The 18,294-nt window shown below is 61.0% G+C and carries 9 protein-coding genes; 8 read left to right on the forward strand and 1 reads right to left on the reverse strand.

What is annotated here, in order from left to right; genetic code table 11:
• Positions 1-27 precede the first annotated feature (27 nt).
• Positions 28-1,029, reverse strand: coding sequence for an HTH-type transcriptional regulator GalR (gene galR, locus PAG01S_RS16020; RefSeq protein ID WP_010251726.1), 1,002 nt, complete (start codon positions 1,027-1,029; stop codon positions 28-30).
• Between the two features lie 190 nt (positions 1,030-1,219).
• Between galR and PAG01S_RS16025 the strand changes: the two genes are divergently transcribed.
• The 8 genes from PAG01S_RS16025 to lplT all read left to right on the forward strand — a co-directional run bounded on the left by PAG01S_RS16025 (position 1,220) and on the right by lplT (position 18,292).
• Entirely contained in the window at positions 1,220-3,493 is a 2,274-nt protein-coding gene (locus PAG01S_RS16025; RefSeq protein WP_010251724.1) for a molybdopterin guanine dinucleotide-containing S/N-oxide reductase, read from the forward strand.
• A gap of 279 nt (positions 3,494-3,772) precedes the next feature.
• Positions 3,773-5,512 carry a penicillin-binding transpeptidase domain-containing protein gene (locus PAG01S_RS16030; protein WP_010251720.1) on the forward strand — a complete coding sequence of 580 codons (1,740 nt, stop codon included), beginning with the start codon at positions 3,773-3,775 and terminating at the stop codon, positions 5,510-5,512.
• A 420-nt stretch (positions 5,513-5,932) separates the two neighbouring features.
• Entirely contained in the window at positions 5,933-7,144 is a 1,212-nt protein-coding gene (locus PAG01S_RS16035) for an MdtA/MuxA family multidrug efflux RND transporter periplasmic adaptor subunit (protein WP_062759375.1), read from the forward strand.
• Positions 7,141-10,374 (forward strand): efflux RND transporter permease subunit, encoded by a 3,234-nt coding sequence (locus PAG01S_RS16040; protein WP_062759376.1) that lies wholly within the window; start codon positions 7,141-7,143, stop codon positions 10,372-10,374. The genes PAG01S_RS16035 and PAG01S_RS16040 overlap by 4 nt, the downstream gene beginning before the upstream one ends.
• On the forward strand, positions 10,371-13,472 hold the full coding sequence (locus PAG01S_RS16045; protein WP_062759377.1) for a multidrug efflux RND transporter permease subunit: 3,102 nt from the start codon (positions 10,371-10,373) through the stop codon (positions 13,470-13,472). The genes PAG01S_RS16040 and PAG01S_RS16045 overlap by 4 nt, the downstream gene beginning before the upstream one ends.
• A 3-nt stretch (positions 13,473-13,475) precedes the next feature.
• On the forward strand, positions 13,476-14,864 hold the full coding sequence (locus tag PAG01S_RS16050; RefSeq protein ID WP_062759378.1) for an efflux transporter outer membrane subunit: 1,389 nt from the start codon (positions 13,476-13,478) through the stop codon (positions 14,862-14,864).
• A 90-nt stretch (positions 14,865-14,954) separates the two neighbouring features.
• Complete coding sequence (gene aas, locus PAG01S_RS16055) at positions 14,955-17,105, forward strand: bifunctional acyl-ACP--phospholipid O-acyltransferase/long-chain-fatty-acid--ACP ligase (RefSeq protein WP_010671792.1); 2,151 nt, start codon at positions 14,955-14,957, stop codon at positions 17,103-17,105.
• Entirely contained in the window at positions 17,102-18,292 is a 1,191-nt protein-coding gene (gene lplT / locus PAG01S_RS16060) for a lysophospholipid transporter LplT (RefSeq protein WP_062759379.1), read from the forward strand. The genes aas and lplT overlap by 4 nt, the downstream gene beginning before the upstream one ends.
• Positions 18,293-18,294: the final 2 nt, after the last annotated feature.

An 18,294-nucleotide genomic window follows, 5' to 3' on the forward strand; every position in this document is an offset into this window, starting at 1 on the left:
CGGCCGGATAAACCGGCCATAGCGTCCTCAGGCCGGGCCGCTGACCGAGTGGCGGCGCACCAGGGTCGGGCTGAACATGTGGGTCACTTCCGGCAGCGGCTGATTGTTAGCCAGCGCCAGCGCCAGCTGGGCCGCCTGCTGCGCCATGGTGACAATCGGATAGCGGATGGTGGTGAGGCGCGGTCGCACATAGCGCGAAACCAGCACATCATCGAAGCCGATCAGCGACATCTCTTCCGGCACCCGAACGCCGTTATCGCTCAGCACCGCCAGCGCGCCGGCGGCCATTGAGTCGTTGTAGCAGGCGACGGCGGTGAAATTCTTGCCGCGACCCAGCAGTTCCGTCATCGCCTGCTCACCGCCCACTTCATCCGGTTCACCCCAGGTGACCAGCCGATCGCTGCACGGCAGGCCATGTTCTTTCAGCGCATCGTAGTAACCCTGCAGGCGATCTTCTGCATCGGAGATAGTGTGGGTCGAGCAGATAAAGGCGATATTCTGGTGGCCAAGCTGGATCAGATGACGGGTCGCCAGCCAGGCGCCGTAACGGTCGTCGAGCGCGATACAGCGTTTTTCAAAGCCTTTTATCAGCCGGTTCAGCAGCACCATGCCAGGCACCTGCTTCATCAGCACTTCCAGTTCTGCATCCGGGATTTTCTTAGCGTGAACCACCAGCGCCGCGCAGCGGTGACGCATCAGTTGTTCAATCGCCTGCCGCTCTTTTTGCTCATTATGGTAACCGTTACCAATCAGCAAAAAGTTACCGGTGTCACCTGCCACCTCATCCACGGCTTTAACCATTGCGCCAAAAAAGGGATCGGAAACGTCACCAACAATCAGGCCGAGCGTTTCGGTCGATTGCTGCGCCAGCGCGCGTGCGTTGGCATTCGGGTGATACTGAAGCTGCTCCATCGCCTGACCTACGGCCTGTCGGGAGCTGTCGCTGGCTTTGGGAGAATTATTGATTACACGGGAGACTGTGGCGACAGAAACGCCAGCCAGTCGCGCAACATCCTTTATGGTAGCCATGCGTTGACCTGCTTTGGGGAAAACGTTTACACATCGCATCAGTGTTACGGAAAAGGGCGGACACATCAACCCGACAGAATGCCAGCGTCGTCGCAAAAAGGGGTAAAAACGGTCACTGCTGCACGTCTTCTGCTGAGGCGTCGCACCATGCTATGCTCAATCTCCCACCTGGCTACCGTGAAAAACAACGATGAAAACCAAAGTGCCACATCTGGCGCACTGGGGCGCCTTTACCGCCGTCACTGAAAACGATCGCCTGATTGGCTGCGAACCTTTCTTCGCCGATGCCGATCCGTCACCGATGATCCACACCATTCCTGAACTGGTCTATTCCGACAAACGCATTCGTCAGCCGATGGTGCGGCGCTCGTGGCTGAAGTCACGCGAAAAAAGCGACCGTACGCTGCGTGGCCGGGAGGATTTTGTTGCCGTCGACTGGGAAACCGCACTGGATCTGGTGGCGGAGGAGAATCGCCGCATTCGCGAGCGCTATGGCGCATCGGGCATTTTCAACGGCTCCTACGGCTGGTCATCGGCCGGACGTGTTAACCATGCCCGCACCCTGATTCGTCGCTTCTACTTTCAGGGCGGCGGCGGTGTTGATCAGCAGGGTAACTACAGCTGGGGCGCCGCGCAGTTCTTCCTGCCCTATGTGATTGGCACCTACATGCCGCTGACCGGGCGCGTCACCGAATGGCCGCAGGTGGTGGAACATGCCGAAATTTTTGTCGCCTTTGGTGGGCTGGCGCTGAAAAACGCCCAGGTCGCCTCGGGGGGCGCAGGGCAGCACAGCCTGAAACCGGCGCTGATGCAGCTGGCGGCCAAAGGCACGCCGGTGATCAACATCAGCCCGATGCGGGATGACTGCCCGGAATTTGTTAACGCCGAGTGGATTCCGATTCGCCCCAACACCGACGTGGCGCTGATGCTGGCGCTGGGTCATGAGATCACCCAGCGCGGCGCGGTTGACGAAGCGTTTCTCGCCAGCCACTGCACCGGCTGGCCGCAGCTGCGCGCCTATCTGCTGGGCGAAACCGACGGCGTGGCGAAAACCGCCGGCTGGGCCAGTCGTATCACCGGCATCCCGGCCGATCGCATTGTGCAGCTGGCGCAGCAGCTCACCGGCAAGCGCAGCTTTATTACCTGCTCCTATTCCGTTCAGCGCGCCCATCGCGGCGAGCAGCCTTACTGGATGATGATTGCGCTGTCGTCGATGCTTGGCCAGCCAGGCCTGCCGGGCGCAGGTTTCTCTTTTGGTCACGGTTCGATGAACAGCGTCGGCAACCCGCGCCAGGAAGGTCCGGCTCCGATGATGAGCACCGGCCCCAATCCTTCCGGGCTGTCGATTCCGGTGGCGCGGATCAGCGATATGCTGCTCAATCCCGGCCAGCCTTACCGCTTTCAGGGCGAAACCCTGCACTATCCCGACATTCACATGGTGCACTGGGCGGGCGGCAATCCTTTCCATCATCACCAGCAGCTCAACCGGCTGGTGGAGGGCTGGCAGCGGCCCGATACGGTCGTGGTGCAGGATATCGTCTGGACACCCGCCGCGCAGATGGCGGACATCGTACTGCCCGCGACCACCACGCTGGAGCGCAATGACATCGGCGGCTCCTCCCGTGACCGCTTTGTGCTGGCGATGCATCAGGCGATTAAACCGCAGCATCAGGCGCGCAACGACTTCGATATTTTTGCTGACCTGGCGGAGCGCCTCGGCTACCGCGATACCTTCACCGAAGGGCGCAACGAGATGCAGTGGATCGCCCATCTTTATCAGCAGTGTGCGACGGCGCATCAGCGTAAAGGCATCGATTTCCCGTCGTTTGAGGAGTTCTGGCAGCGCGGCTTTGTGGAGATCCCCGAAGGGGGCAAACCCTATCAGTTTATGGATGATTTCCGTGCCGATCCGCAGGCCAATCCGATTAAAACTGCCAGCGGCAAAATCGAGCTCTTCAGCCAGACCATTGCGGACTACCAGCTGGACGATTTCGCCGGCCATCCGGAATGGCGTGAACCCCAGGAGTGGCTCGGTTCGCCGGTCAGCCGCGACTATCCGCTGCACATGATCTCGATTCAGCCTTCCGACCGGTTACACAGTCAGCTGGATGCGACAGAAACGGTGCAGGGCAATAAAACCGCCGGACACGAAACGCTCTACATGCATCCGCAGGATGCGGCCGCGCGCGGGCTGGTGGAGGGCGACGAGATAGAGGTGAGCAACGCACGCGGCGTGATGCTGGCGGGCGTGCGGATCACCGATGGCGTGACGCAGGGCGTGGTGATTATCGCCACCGGCGCCTGGTTTGATCCCGGCTTTGGCAAGGCGTGGCAGCCGCACGATCGCGCGGGTAACCCCAACGTGCTGACGCTCGACATCGGCACCTCGTCGCTGACTCAGGGGCCAAACGCCATGAGCTGCCTGGTGGAAATCAAAAAACATCAGGATTGCACAATAGCGTAAGGATCTCATGGCTGGTTACATTTTGCCGGTAACTGTTGCGTTTGAGAGATGGCAGCCGATCGATCCCTCTTGCTACATTCAGGGTCCCAGAGGTATTGATGGGTGAACATCAATAGATTTTCTTGATTACACCAACCTGCGCAGATGCGCAGGTTTTTTTTTGCCAGAAATCGGCTGCCGATAACGAACTGATACACAGTTTTCCTGTTATACGGCCAGCGCTTTCTTTATAACTGCTGGCACCAGCCCCTTTCTCTTTATTTTGCGCAGCGGAATGCCATGCCCCGGATTAAAAAACTACTGGGAAAAGACCAGATAAAAGCGCCGTTTAACCCTTTTCGTTTCCGACTGATCTGCCTGGGTGTCACGACCTGTCTGGTGGTGCTGCTGGCGCGCGTCGCGGACCTGCAGTTCCTGAATCAGCCGATGCTGGAGCACGAAGCGGATCAGCGATCGCTGCGTACCGTGACGCTGCCGACCAGTCGCGGCACGCTGCTGGATCGTAACGGTGAAGCGCTGGCGCTCAGCGTCCCGTCGCGCGACGTGATTGCCGATCCGCAGCGTGTGCTGGAGAGCAACCCCGATTTTACCAGTGCCAAATGGGCCTATCTGGCGGCGGCGCTTAACACCCGTCCCGAAGAGCTGGCGGCGCAGATCACCGCCAACCCGAAACGTCGCTTCCTCTATCTGGGGCGTAAAGTCGAGCTGGGCATCGCCAAAGATATTAAAGAGCTGAAGCTGAAAGGCATCAGCGAAGTCTATGACGACAGCCGTTTCTATCCGATGAGCGAGGCCTCTGCGCCGCTGATCGGCATCGTCGGGGCGGATAACGTCGGCCTGAACGGACTGGAAAAGGGCTTTGATAAAGTATTGCAGGGCGAGCCGGGCAAAGAGGTCTATCGGCAGGATGCCGCGGGCAATATCATCGCGATGATCAACTATCAGCCGCCAACCCAGCCGCCGACGGTACAGCTCAGCATCGACAAATATGACCAGTACACGCTCTACAGCAAACTGCGCGACGGCGTACTGATCAACAAGGCGGACTCGGGTGCGGCCGTGCTGGTGAAAATCGACACCGGCGAGATTCTGGCGATGGCCTCCTATCCGTCGTTCAACCCCAACAACTATGAAGGGGCAACGCCCGCGCAGATGCGTAACTCTGCCATCAATGACAGCTACGAACCGGGATCGACCGTCAAACCGTTAGTGGTGATGGAAGCGCTGGAGCGCCACCTGGTGCGCCCGGATTCGGTGATCGACACCACGCCTTACAGCGTTAACGGCCACCTGATCCGCGATGTCGGCCACTGGCCGCGCCTGACCATGACCGGCATTCTGCAAAAATCGAGCGACATCGGCGTGTCACACCTCGCGCTGGCGATGCCCGCCGAAGCGCTGGTCAACACCTATCATGCGTTCGGCCTTGGCAAACCAACCGGCTTAGGGCTGACCGGCGAAAGCGTCGGCTACTTTCCGTTGCACCGCACCCGCTGGGCAGATATCGAGCGAGCCACCTTCTCCTTTGGCTATGGCCTGCGTGTGACGCCGCTGCAGATTGCCCGCGAATACGCCACGCTCGGCTCCTATGGCATTTACCGTCCGCTGTCGATCACCCGCGTTACGCCACCGGTCATGGGACGCCAGGTCGCCAACCCGGAAACGGTGAAAGAGGTGGTGCACATGCTGGAGAGTGACGTCCTGCCGGGCGGAACCGGGCTGAAAGCTGCGGTGCCGGGCTACCGTCTGGCAACCAAAACCGGTACGGCGGAAAAAATGGGCACCAGCGGCAAGTATGATGGCGGCTACGTCAACTACACCGCCGGTCTCGCTCCCGCCAGTCATCCTGAAGTGGCACTGGTGGTGATGATCAACCATCCGACGGCGGGCGATCACTTCGGTGGCTCGGTTGCTGCACCGGTGTTCGGCAATATCATGGGACCAGTACTGAAACACATGAATATTGCACCGGATGCCATCTACACCAAACCGGCGGCCACTCCTTCAGATAAATCTTAGATAAATCAGAGTGTAAGCGAGGCGTGAAGGATATTCACACCTCGTTGCACTTCCCCGAATTCGGTTGCGTTTTCCTGCTGTCTCCGCGCGGTCAATCAGTGCGAGGATAGCAGTCCCAGAGGTATTGATGGGTGTGAAAACAACACCGCTTCGGCAGTGAGACCCTGTTATTACACCAACCCACGCAGATGCGTGGGTTTTTTTTGCCTGCTCGCCTGAGCCTGCCGTTACCGCTGTAAAAACCGCCGCTAAATCAACATCGTTCTTAACGAAACCCTGACAGTTTGCCAATAGAAAGGCGCGTCGCCTTTCACTGATAATGGCCGCCGTGAAGCCTGGCGGTTTTTTGTCCGCCGCCGCTCACTGCCGCATTCCGCACGTTCCGGGATTTCTTTTTCTGCTTATCTGAAGAGTTCGACGATGACTCACCTTTCTCGCCCCGCGCGTTCCTTTGGGCTTAAATGGCTGCTCCTGTTGCTGGTGATGGCGATTATCGCTGGGGTTATCTGGCGTCTGCTGGCGGCGGGTCACGGGCCGGGCGAGGGGATGCCGTCGGGCAGACCGGGTGCGCATGGCATGATGGGCGGAGGGGCGACGCTGGTTCACAGCGGTGTCGCCAGCACGGCGGATGTGCCGGTGTGGCTGAATGCGCTCGGCACGGTCATCCCCAACGCCAGCGTCACGGTGACCAGCCGCGTTGACGGCCAGCTGGAGCAGGTTTTCTTTACCGAGGGACAGAAAGTCAGCGCCGGGCAGCTGCTGGCGCAGATCGATCCGCGCAGCTTTCAGGCCACGCTGAACCAGTATCAGGGCGAACTCAGTGAAAACCAGGCGCTGCTGAAAAGTGCGGAGCTGACGCTGGCGCGCTACCGCAAACTGGCGGCGCAGGATGCACTGGCGCGTCAGGATCTGGACAGCCAGATTGCCACTGTCGGGCAGTATCGCGGTGCGGTCGCCGCCGATCAGGCGCAGATCGCCAGTGCCAGACTCAGCATTGAATATGCCCGGATCACTGCCCCGATCAGCGGGCGCGTCGGCCTGCGTCAGGTCGATCCCGGCAACATGGTTCAGAGTGCCAGCAGCACCGGCCTGGTGACTATTACCCAGATGCAGCCCGCCGCCGTGACCTTTAGCGTGCCGCAAAGCGAAATCCCGACGCTGGTCAGCGTGCTGCATCAGGGGCAGAGCCTGCCCGCCACGCTGTATGATCAGGACAACCAGCATCAGCTCGGCAGCGGCGAGGTGAAGTTCATCAGCAACCAGATCGACACCGCCACCGGCACCGTGGCGCTGAAAGCGGTGTTCGCCAACCAGGATGAGTCGCTGTTTGCCAATCAGTTTGTGAATCTGCGGCTGCAGACCCGGGTGCTGAAAGGCGCGACGGTGATCCCGGCCCAGGCGCTGCAGCTGAGCAGCGACGGCAGCTTTGTCTTTGTGATCAATCAGGATCACAGCGTCACGCGCAAAGCGGTCACCACCGGTCCCGCTTTCGGAGACGATCAGCAGGCGATCCTCAGCGGCGTTTCGCCGGGCGATCGGCTGGTGACGGAAGGGATCGATCGTCTGACCAGCGGCAGCAAAGTGTCGCTGGCTGATGAGACGCCTGCCGCTGCGGGTGCTGTGTCGAAATGAACCCGTCGCGCCTGTTTATTCTGCGTCCGGTCGCCACCATTCTGCTGATGGTCGGCGTGCTGATCGCCGGCATTTTTGCCTGGAAATTCCTCTCTACCTCGGCGCTGCCGCAGGTCGACTATCCGATCATTCAGGTCACCACGCTCTATCCGGGTGCCAGCCCGGATGTGATGGCGTCGTCGGTCACCTCACCGCTGGAGCGCCAGTTAGGGCAGATGGCGGGGCTGAGCCAGATGAGCTCCACCAGTGCCAGCGGCTCCTCGATCATTACCCTGAAGTTCAGCCTCGATCTGTCGCTGGATGTCGCCGAGCAGGAGGTGCAGGCAGCGATCAATGCGGCGAATAACCTGCTGCCCGACGACCTGCCCAATCCGCCGACCTACAAAAAGGTCAATCCGGCGGACAGCGCGGTGGTGACGCTGGCGGCGAGCTCCAGCACGCTGCCGTTGACCGCGGTGCAGGATCTGGTCAACACCCGGGTGGCGCTGAAGCTGTCGCAGATCTCCGGCGTCGGGATGGTGACGCTGGCGGGCGGCCACCAGCCGGCGATTCGGGTGCAGATGAATCCTCAGGCGCTGGCGGCGCATCATCTGACGCTGGAGGCGGTAAATACGCTGATTGGCAACAGCAACGTCAATGGCTCCAAAGGCGGCTTTGACGGGAAATATCATTCGGTGACCATTGACGCCAACGACCAGCTGCGCACCGCAACCGAGTACGGCAACCTCATCCTCAGCTATGAGAATGGCGCGGCGCTGCGCCTGAAAGATATCGCCCACATTGAACAGGGCCCGGAAAACAGCTTCCAGTCGGCGTGGGCCAACAACCAGCCCGCGATTGTGATCAGCGTGCAGCGCCAGCCGGGCGCGAACGTCATCCAGGTGGTGGACAACATCAAGGCGCAGCTCCCCGCGCTGCAGGCGGCACTGCCGGACGGGGTGAAGATGACCATTCTCTCCGATCGCACCCAGACCATTCGCGCCTCGATCAGCGACGTGCAGTTTGAACTGATGCTGTCGATTGCGCTGGTGGTGATGGTGACTTTCCTGTTCCTGCGCAACGTGGCCGCCACGCTGATTCCGAGCGTGGCAGTGCCGCTGTCGCTGGTCGGCACCTTTGGTGTGATGTATCTGGCGGGCTTCAGCCTGAATAATCTGTCGCTGATGGCGCTGACTATCGCCACCGGTTTTGTCATTGATGACGCCATCGTGGTGGTCGAGAACATCTCCCGGCGGCTGGAGCAGGGTGAGTCGCCGATGGAAGCGGCGCTGAAAGGCTCCCGGCAGATTGGCTTCACCATTATCTCGCTGACCTTTTCCCTGATTGCGGTGCTGATCCCGCTGCTGTTTATGGGCGATGTAGTCGGGCGACTGTTCCGGGAGTTTGCGATTACCCTGGCGGTGGCAATTCTGGTGTCGATGGTGGTATCGCTGACCCTGACACCGATGCTGTGTGCGTATCTGCTGCGCCACATTCCGCCCGAACAGCAGTCGACGTTTGCCCGCAAGGGCGGCGAACTGTTTGATGCCCTGGTGCGCGGTTATGATCGGCTGCTGAACGTGGTACTGAACCATCAGAAACTGACGCTGCTGGTGGCGCTGGCCACCTTCGGGCTGACGGCGCTGCTCTACATGATGGTGCCGAAAGGCTTCTTCCCGACCCAGGATACCGGGCTGATTCAGGGCATTACCGTCGCCTCACAGGACGTCTCGTTTAACGCCATGGCAACGCGGCAGCAGGCGTTGTCGGCGCGGATCCTGAAAAACCCGGCGGTGGAGAGCGTCTCATCGACGATCGGCATCGACGGCACCAACACCAGCCTTAACAGCGGACGATTGCAGATCAACCTTAAGCCGTTTGGCTCGCGTGATGTGAAAGCGGGTGAGGTGATTAAACAACTGCAACAGGCGACCGCCGATGTGGCGGGCATCCGGCTCTATCTGCAACCGGCGCAGGATCTCACCGTCAACGATCAGGTCTCGCCGAGTCAGTATCAGTTCACCCTCGATGATGCCGACAGTGAAAATCTGGTCAGCGAGTCGCCGAAACTGGTGGCGGCATTGCAGCAGCGGCCCGAGTTTAATGGCGTGGTAAGTAACCTGCAGGATCAGGGGCGCGTCTCTTACGTTGAGCTGAACCGCGATAAAGCGGCGCGCTTCGGCATTACTGCCTCGGATGTGGACACCGCGCTCTATAACGCCTTTGGTCAGCGGCTGGTCTCCACCATCTTCACCCAGTCGAATCAGTATCGGGTGGTGCTGGAAGTGGCTCCGGCATACCAGCAGGGTCCGGCGTCGTTTGATGATGTCTGGCTGCAATCGTCCGGCAGCAGCAGTTCGGCGTCGTCATCCACCAGCACGACTTCATCAACGTCAACGTCTTCGTCAACATCTACGTCTTCGTCGACGTCCACTTCAGCCTCTGACACCAGCGCCAGCACCACCAGCAGCGGCATGGTCAAACTCACCTCTATCGCCACTATCCACCAGCGCACCGGCTCGCTGATGCACATGCGGCTGAATCAGTTTCCGGCGGTGATGATCTCCTTCAACCTTAATCCGGGCTATTCGCTGGAGGATGGACTGCGGGCGATCGCGGACGTGCAGCAGCAGCTGCAGCTGCAGCTGCCGGAGAGCACCACGCTGCGTTATCAGGGGGAAACCTCGGCGTTTCAGAGCGCCACCGGTAACACGCTGTGGCTGATTCTGGCGGCGCTGATCACCATGTATGTGGTGCTCGGCATCCTCTACGAAAGCTTTATCCATCCGGTGACCATCCTCTCTACGCTGCCGTCGGCGGCGGTGGGCGCGCTGCTGACGCTGCTGCTGGCGGGCACCGAATTCAGCCTGATTGCGCTGATTGGGGTGATCCTGCTGATCGGCATCGTGAAAAAGAACGCCATCATGATGATCGACTTCGCGCTGGAGGCGGAACACCATCAGCAACTCAGCGCGCGCGACGCGATTCATCAGGCCTGCCTGCTGCGCTTCCGCCCGATTCTGATGACGACGATGGCGGCGCTGCTGGGTGCGCTGCCGCTGATGCTGGCCTCCGGCTCCGGGGCAGAGCTGCGTCAGCCGCTGGGGCTGGTGATTGTCGGCGGGCTGATTGTCAGTCAGGTGCTGACACTCTTCTCCACGCCGGTCATCTACCTCCTGTTTGATGGGCTGGCGCAGCGCGGTAACGCCTGGGTGAAACGCCGTCAGCAGCGGGCGCGGAGCGGGCAATGAATCTGACGCGGCTGTTTATCTTTCGTCCGGTGGCGACGCTGCTGCTGACGCTGGCGATCCTGCTGCTGGGCGCGCTGGGCTACCGGCTGCTGCCGGTAGCACCGCTGCCGCAGGTCGATTTTCCTACGATCATGGTCAGCGCCAGTCTGGCAGGCGCCAGCCCGGAAACCATGGCGGCGACGGTCGCTACGCCGCTGGAACGTTCGCTGGGGCAGATTGCCGGTATCAGTGAGATGACCTCCAGCAGCTCGCAGGGCTCCAGCAGCATCATCCTGCAGTTTGAACTGGACCGCGATATCAATGGCGCGGCGCGCGACGTTCAGGCGGCAATCAACGCAGCGCGCAGCCTGCTGCCCAGCGCAATGGCCTCGCTGCCGACCTATCGCAAAGCCAACCCGTCAGACGCGCCAATAGTAATGCTGGCGCTGACCTCTGCCACCCGCACGCCAGGCGAGCTCTACGATCTGGCGGAGAGCAAAATCGAACAGGCGATGGGGCAGGTACAGGGCGTCGGCGAAGTGTCGCTGATGGGCAGCGCCTTACCGGCGGTGCGGATTGATCTGCAGCCGCTGAAGCTGACCCATTACGGCATCTCGCTGGAGACGGTGCGTGCCGCCGTCGCCAACAGCACCACTAATCTGCCTAAAGGGATCTTACAGAGCAGTGACCAGTCGTGGCTGGTGGACAGCAACGGCCAGCTGGAGAAGGCCGCCAGCTACCGCGATCTGATCATCACTTATCAGCAGGGCAAGGCGGTGCGACTGCGCGACGTCGCCACGGTCTATGACTCGGTGGAAGATCGCTATCAGGCGGGGTTTCTGAATGCCACACCGGCGGTGATGATCGGTATCAAACGTCAGGCGGGTGCCAACATGCTGGAAACCATCGACGCGATAAAAGCGCAGTTGCCGCAGCTGGAAAAGAGCCTGCCCGCTGACAGCCAGCTGAACGTGGTGGTTGACCGTTCGCCTGGCGTGCGCGCCTCGCTGTATGACACCGAAGAGACGCTGCTGATCGCGGTGCTGCTGGTGATTGCGGTGGTGTTTATTTTTCTGCGCAATCTGCAGGCGGTGATCATTCCGGCGCTGGCACTGCCGGTGTCGCTGATCGGCACCTGCGCGGTGATGTATCTGCTGGGATACAGCCTGGATAACCTGTCGCTGATGGCGTTGATTATCGCCACCGGCTTCGTGGTGGATGATGCGATTGTGGTGCTGGAGAACATCACCCGTCACATTGAGCGCGGGCTGAGCCCGCTGCGGGCGGCGCTGCGCGGGGCGCAGGAGGTGAGCTTCACCGTGCTGTCGATGACCGTGTCGCTGATCGCGGTGTTCATCCCAATCCTGCTGATGGGCAGCATTGTCGGGCGGCTGTTCCGCGAATTCGCCGTGACGCTCACCGTGTCGCTGCTGATCTCGCTGTTTGTTTCGCTGAGCCTGACGCCGATGCTCTGCGCCCGCCTGCTGAAACCAAAGCCGCCCGTCAGCCAGCGGCCGCATCCGCTTTATCAGTTGATTGAAAACCAGCTGAATCGCCTGCTGGCCGCCTACGGGCGCGGGCTGGCCTGGGTGATGCGCCATCAGAAACTGACGCTGCTCAGCCTGCTGCTGACCGTACTACTGAATGTTTTTCTCTTCGTCGTGGTGCAGAAGGGCTTCTTCCCCAATCAGGATACCGGGCTGCTGATGGGTGCGCTGCGCGCCGATCAGAACATCTCGTTCCAGGCGATGAAGCCGAAAATGCTGATGTTCACGCAGATCATTCAGCAAGACCCGGCGGTAGAGAGTGTGATGTCGTCGATGGGCAGCGGGATGTTTGGCTCCCGTAACAGCGCCAACTTCTTTGTGCGGCTTAAAGATTTTGATCAGCGCGATGCGACCGCCACCGAGGTGGCCAACCGGCTGACGCGCAAAACCAGTCACATCGCCGGGGCGCAGATGTTCCTGATGGCGGCGCAGGACCTGCACATTGGCGGACGCAGCGCCAACGCCACGTATCAATACAGCCTGCAGGCGGACGATCTCGATCTGCTGCGCACCTGGACGCCGAAAGTGCAGGCGGCGCTGGCGGCGATCCCCGAGCTTAACAGCGTGGACTCCGATTCGCAGACCGGCGGCCAGGAGGTGGAGCTGACCATTGATCGTGATCGCGCCACCCGGCTGGGCGTCAACGTGAACATGCTGGATACGCTGCTGAACAATGCGTTCAGCCAGCGGCAGATCGCCACGCTCTATCACACTCTGAATCAGTATCACGTGGTGATGTCACTGCAGAATAGCGACACTGCCAATCCCGAGACGCTGCAGCAGCTTTATGTGATTAACGACAGCGGTGACCGCGTGCCGCTCTCCGCCTTTGCCCGCTTCAGCGGCGGCAACGCGCCGCTGTCGGTGGCGCATCAGGGCCAGGCCGCGACCAGCACCCTGGCGTTTAATCTCAACGAGGGTGTGTCACTGGAACAGGCGCAGGAACTGATAAAACAGGCGATGGCGAAGCTGGGCCTGCCATCGACCCTTCACGCCGGTTTTGCCGGCACCGCCGCCGCCTTTTCTCAGCTGACCGCGACCATGCCGTGGCTGATTCTGGCGGCGCTGGCGGCGGTCTATCTCGTGCTCGGCGTGCTCTATGAGAGCTACATCCAGCCGCTGACCATTCTTTCGACCCTGCCGTCAGCGGGCGTCGGCGCGCTGTTACTGCTGCTGCTGACCGGCACGCAGCTCACGGTGATCGCGCTGATTGGCATCATCCTGCTGATCGGCATCGTGAAAAAGAACGCCATCATGATGATCGATTTCGCCATCGACGCGGAACGGCAGCAGGGCATGTCGCCACAGCAGGCGATCACCCAGGCGTGCCTGATGCGCTTCCGGCCCATCATGATGACCACGCTGGCCGCCTTTTTCGGCGCGTTGCCGCTGGCGCTGGGCAGCGGCGGTGATGCCGATCTGCGCAGCCCGCTGGGCATCGCTATTGCGGGCGGACTGGCGCTCAGCCAGCTGCTCACGCTGTTTACCACGCCGGTTGTTTATCTTTGGCTCGATCGTCTGGGCCGTGCCACTCAACGTCAATGGCGTCGTCTGCGCCCTACGGAATCCTGATCCATGAAACCGCTTATCCCCTTTGTTGTGATGCTGCTGCTGGGCGGCTGTAGCGTCGGTCCCGACTATCAGCGCCCCGCGATGGTGATGCCGGTCCACTATAAAGAGGCCAGAGGCTGGCAGCAGGCGACGCCGCTTGATGCGCAAAGCAAAGGCGAATGGTGGGCGGTTTATCACGACGCCACCCTGAGCGGCCTGCTGAACCAGGTGAGCATCTCGAACCAGAACGTGGCGAATTATGCCGCGCAGTACCGGCAGGCACAGGCGCTGGCGAGTGAGTCACGCGCGGCGCTGTTTCCCTCGCTGGGCTATGACGGCAGCGCGACGCGCAGCGGCAGCCACGCGACTGACAGCAGCGTTCGCACCACCAGCAGCAGCCATCAGGCGGAGCTGAGCGCCAGCTGGGAGCTGGATCTGTGGGGCAAACTGCGACGCACGCTGGAGGAGAACCGCGCCAGCGCCTCGGCCAGCGCGGCGGAACTGGCCAATATCACCCTGAGCGCCCAGTCTGAGCTGGCGCAGGACTATTTCCAGCTGCGCATCATGGATCAGAAAATCGCGCTCTATCAGCAGAGCGTTGATGCTTATCAGCGCTATCTGAAAGTGATTACCAGCCAGTATCAGGCGGGCACCGCGTCGCGTGCCACCCTGGCTCAGGCGCAGCTGCAGCTGGAGAGCGCCAGCGCCTCGGCGCAGGATTATCAGTGGCAGCGTGCACAGATGGAGCACGCCATTGCGCTGCTGGTCGGCAAAGCACCCGCTGAATTCAGCCTGACCGCCGCGCCGCTGACGGCCACGCTGCCCGCGATTCCGGCAGCCCTGCCGGGCGAGCTGTTGCAGCGCCGTCCCGACATTGCTTACGCCGAACGTAACATGGCCGCGGCCAATGCTGCGGTGGGCGTGGCGGTGGCCGGTTACTATCCCGACCTGACCCTGAGCGCCAGCGGTGGCGTCAGTTCTTCCGTGCTGCATTCGCTCTTCTCGCTGCCGAACCGCGTCTGGTCGCTGGGGCCGGAGCTGAGCGGCACGCTGCTGGATTTTGGTGCGACCGCAGCACAGGTCGATCAGGCACGAGCGAGCTGGGATGCCAGCGTTGCGACCTATCGTCAGACGGTGCTGACCGCAATGCAGGAGGTGGAAGATAAGCTGGTGGAGCTGAACACGCTGCAGGGTGAGATCGCCGCGCAGCAGCGCGCCACCGACGCGGCGCAGACCTCGTCGCGGGTGACGCGTTTGCAGTATGAGGCGGGCATGATTACGTATCTGGATGTGGCGACCACCGAAAACAGCCGCCTGAGTACGCAGCAGAGTTTGCTGACGTTGCAGAGCACGCAGTGGGTCAGCAGTGTGGCGCTGATTGCGGCACTCGGCGGTGGCTGGCAGGCACCCTGAAGGCGGCGTCAGGTTACCGATAATTCTGTTGTCGAACCGCGTCAAATCCTGCATCGTGAGGGGCTATTTTCACGATGCTAAGGAGCCGGCATGGTTTTCACACTATTGCGCCTGATATTTCGCCTGTTATGGCGGGTCGAACTACGTGGCGACGTCGCCGAACTGCATAAGCAGAAGGTATTGATCACGCCGAACCATATGTCGTTTCTCGACGGCATATTGCTGGCGCTATTTTTGCCGATTAAGCCGGTCTATGCGGTCTATTCGACCATCAGCGAAAGCTGGTTTATGCGGCTGGTTAAACCCTTTATCGACTATGTGCCGCTCGATCCCACCAAACCCATGGCGCTCAAACAGCTGGTCAGGCTGATCGACAGTGGCCGTCCGGTGGTGATCTTCCCGGAAGGACGTATTACCGTCACCGGATCGCTGATGAAGATCTACAGCGGGGCGGGTTTTGTCGCGGCGCGTTCGGGCGCGAATGTGGTGCCGATGCGCATTGAAGGCGCAGAGTACACGCCGTTTGGTCGTCTGGCGGGCGTGTTTAAACGTCGCCTGTTCCCGCGCATCACCCTGACGATTCTGCCCGCCACCCGCATTCCGATGCCGGAGGCGAAACGGGCGCGCGATCGGCGCGTGCTGGCCGGTGAGCATCTGCACCATGTGATGATGGAAGCGCGCATGGCGGTGCGTCCGCGTGAAACCCTGTTTGAGGCGTTTCTGGCGGCGCGTACGCGTTATGGCGCGTTTAAACGCTGCATCGAAGATGTCAATTTCAAACCTGACAGCTACAACGGACTGCTGAAGAAGGCGCTGGGCGTGGGCCGTATTCTGGAGCGCTACAGCCAGCCGCGCGAAGTGGTAGGGCTGCTGCTGCCCAATACCACCGTCACGGCGGCGGCGATTTTCGGGGCATCCCTGCGTGGACGCGTTCCGGCGATGCTCAACTACACGGCGGGCGTGAACGGCATGCGGGCGGCACTGACCGCCGCGCAGATCAAAACGGTCTTCACGTCGCGCCAGTTCCTGGACAAAGGCAACCTGTGGCATCTGCCGCAGGGGCTTGATGATGTGCAGTGGATCTATCTGGAAGATCTGAAAGATACCGTGACCAGTAAAGATAAACTGTGGATCGTCGCCCATCTGCTGATGCCGCATCGCGCGCAGCTGCCCCAGCAGCCGGAAGACGCCGCGATGGTACTGTTTACCTCCGGCTCGGAAGGCAACCCCAAAGGGGTGGTGCATTCGCATAAAAGCCTGCTGGCGAACGTCGAACAGATCCGCACCATCGCCGACTTCACCCCGCGCGACCGCTTTATGTCGGCGCTGCCGCTGTTCCATGCATTTGGTCTGACCGTCGGGCTGTTTACGCCGCTGATGACCGGCGCCCAGGTGTTCCTCTATCCCAGCCCGCTGCACTATCGCATCGTGCCGGAGCTGGTTTATGACCGCAACTGCACCGTGCTGTTTGGCACCTCGACCTTCCTCGGCAACTACGCGCGCTTTGCCGCGCCCTATGATTTTGCCCGCCTGCGCTATGTGGTGGCGGGGGCGGAGAAGCTACAGGAGAACACCCGTCAGCTCTACATGGAGAAGTATGGCATTCGCATTCTTGAAGGCTACGGCGTAACCGAATGCGCGCCAGTGGTCGCGATTAACGTGCCGATGGCGGCGAAGGCGCACACCGTCGGACGCATTCTGCCGGGCATGGATTCGCGGCTGATGTCGGTGCCGGGCATTGAGCAGGGCGGACGGCTGCAGCTGCGCGGACCGAACGTGATGAAGGGCTATCTGCGCGTCGAGAATCCAGGCGTGCTGGAAGTGCCGGTCGCCGACGATGGCGAAGGCAATCAGGAAGCGGGCTGGTATGACACGGGTGATATCGTCAGCTTTGATGACGGCGGTTTCTGCCAGATTCAGGGGCGCGCCAAACGCTTCGCGAAGATTGCCGGTGAGATGGTGTCGCTGGAGATCGTCGAGCAGATCGCTCTGAAGGCGTCGCCGGACAAACAACATGCCGCCTCGCTGCGCCCGGATGGTCAGCGTGGTGAGGCGCTGGTGCTGTTCACCACCGACGCTGAACTGGCGCGCGACAGCCTGCAGAAAGCGGCCCGCGAGCTGGGTGCGCCAGAACTGGCGCTGCCGCGTGATATCCGGGTGATGAAGCAGTTGCCGCAGCTGGGCAGCGGTAAACCCGATTACGTCACGCTGAAAAAAATGGCGGAAGAGGAGCAGGCATGAGCCTTGATCGTAATGCGCCGCTGATGTCACGCGGCATGATCGCCGTGATTATCGCCCAGTTCTTTTCGGCCTTCGGCGATAACGCGCTGCTGTTTGCCACGCTGGCCGTGCTGAAAAGCCAGTTCTATCCCGACTGGAGTCAGCCGGTGCTGCAGATGCTCTTTGTCGCAGCCTACATTCTGCTGGCACCGTTTGTCGGTCAGGTGGCGGACAGCATGGCAAAAGGGCGGGTGATGATGCTCGCCAACAGCCTGAAGCTGCTGGGCGCGCTGGTGATCTGTTTCGGCTTTAATCCCTTCCTCGGTTATACCCTGGTGGGCGCGGGCGCAGCGGCCTACTCCCCGGCTAAATATGGCATTCTCGGTGAGATCACCCACGGCGAGAAGCTGGTGAAAGCCAACGGGCTGATGGAGGGATCGACCATCGCCGCCATTCTGCTCGGCTCAGTGGCGGGTGGGATGCTGGCTGACTGGCATCTGCTGGCGGCGCTGGGGATCTGTGCGCTGACCTACGGCATTGCCGTGGTAGCCAACCTGTTTATCCCGAAACTGCAGGCGGCGCGTCCCGGTCAGAGCTGGCAGCTGGGTATGATGGCACGCAGTTTTTTCAGTGCCGCCGCGCTGCTATGGCGTGATGCGGAGACGCGCTTCTCGCTGCTCGGCACCAGCCTGTTCTGGGGCGCAGGCGTGACGCTGCGTTTTCTGCTGGTGCTGTGGGTGCCGGTGGCGCTGGGCATCAATGACAACACCACGCCGACCACGCTGAATGCCATGGTAGCGATTGGCATCGTGATTGGGGCGGCGGCGGCGGCGAAGCTGGTGACGCTTGAAACGGTGCGTCGCTGTATGCCAGCCGGTGTGCTGATTGGTGTGATGGTCGTCGTCTTCGCGCTGCAGCATTCTCTGCTGAATGCGTACTTAGTGCTGATGCTGATTGGTGCGCTGGGCGGTTTCTTTGTGGTGCCGCTGAATGCGCTGTTGCAGGCGCGGGGCAAAGAGAGCGTCGGTTCAGGTAATGCGATTGCGGTGCAGAATCTGGGTGAGAACAGCGCCATGCTGATCATGCTGGGGTTCTATACGCTGGCGATTAAGGCGGGTGCACCTGCGGTGGCGACGGGCGTCGGTTTTGGCGTGCTGTTTGCGCTGGCGATAGCGCTGCTGTGGCTGTGGCGACCGGCTAAGCGTTAAGC

Source organism: Pantoea agglomerans NBRC 102470, from assembly GCF_001598475.1.
Classification (GTDB): domain Bacteria; phylum Pseudomonadota; class Gammaproteobacteria; order Enterobacterales; family Enterobacteriaceae; genus Pantoea; species Pantoea agglomerans.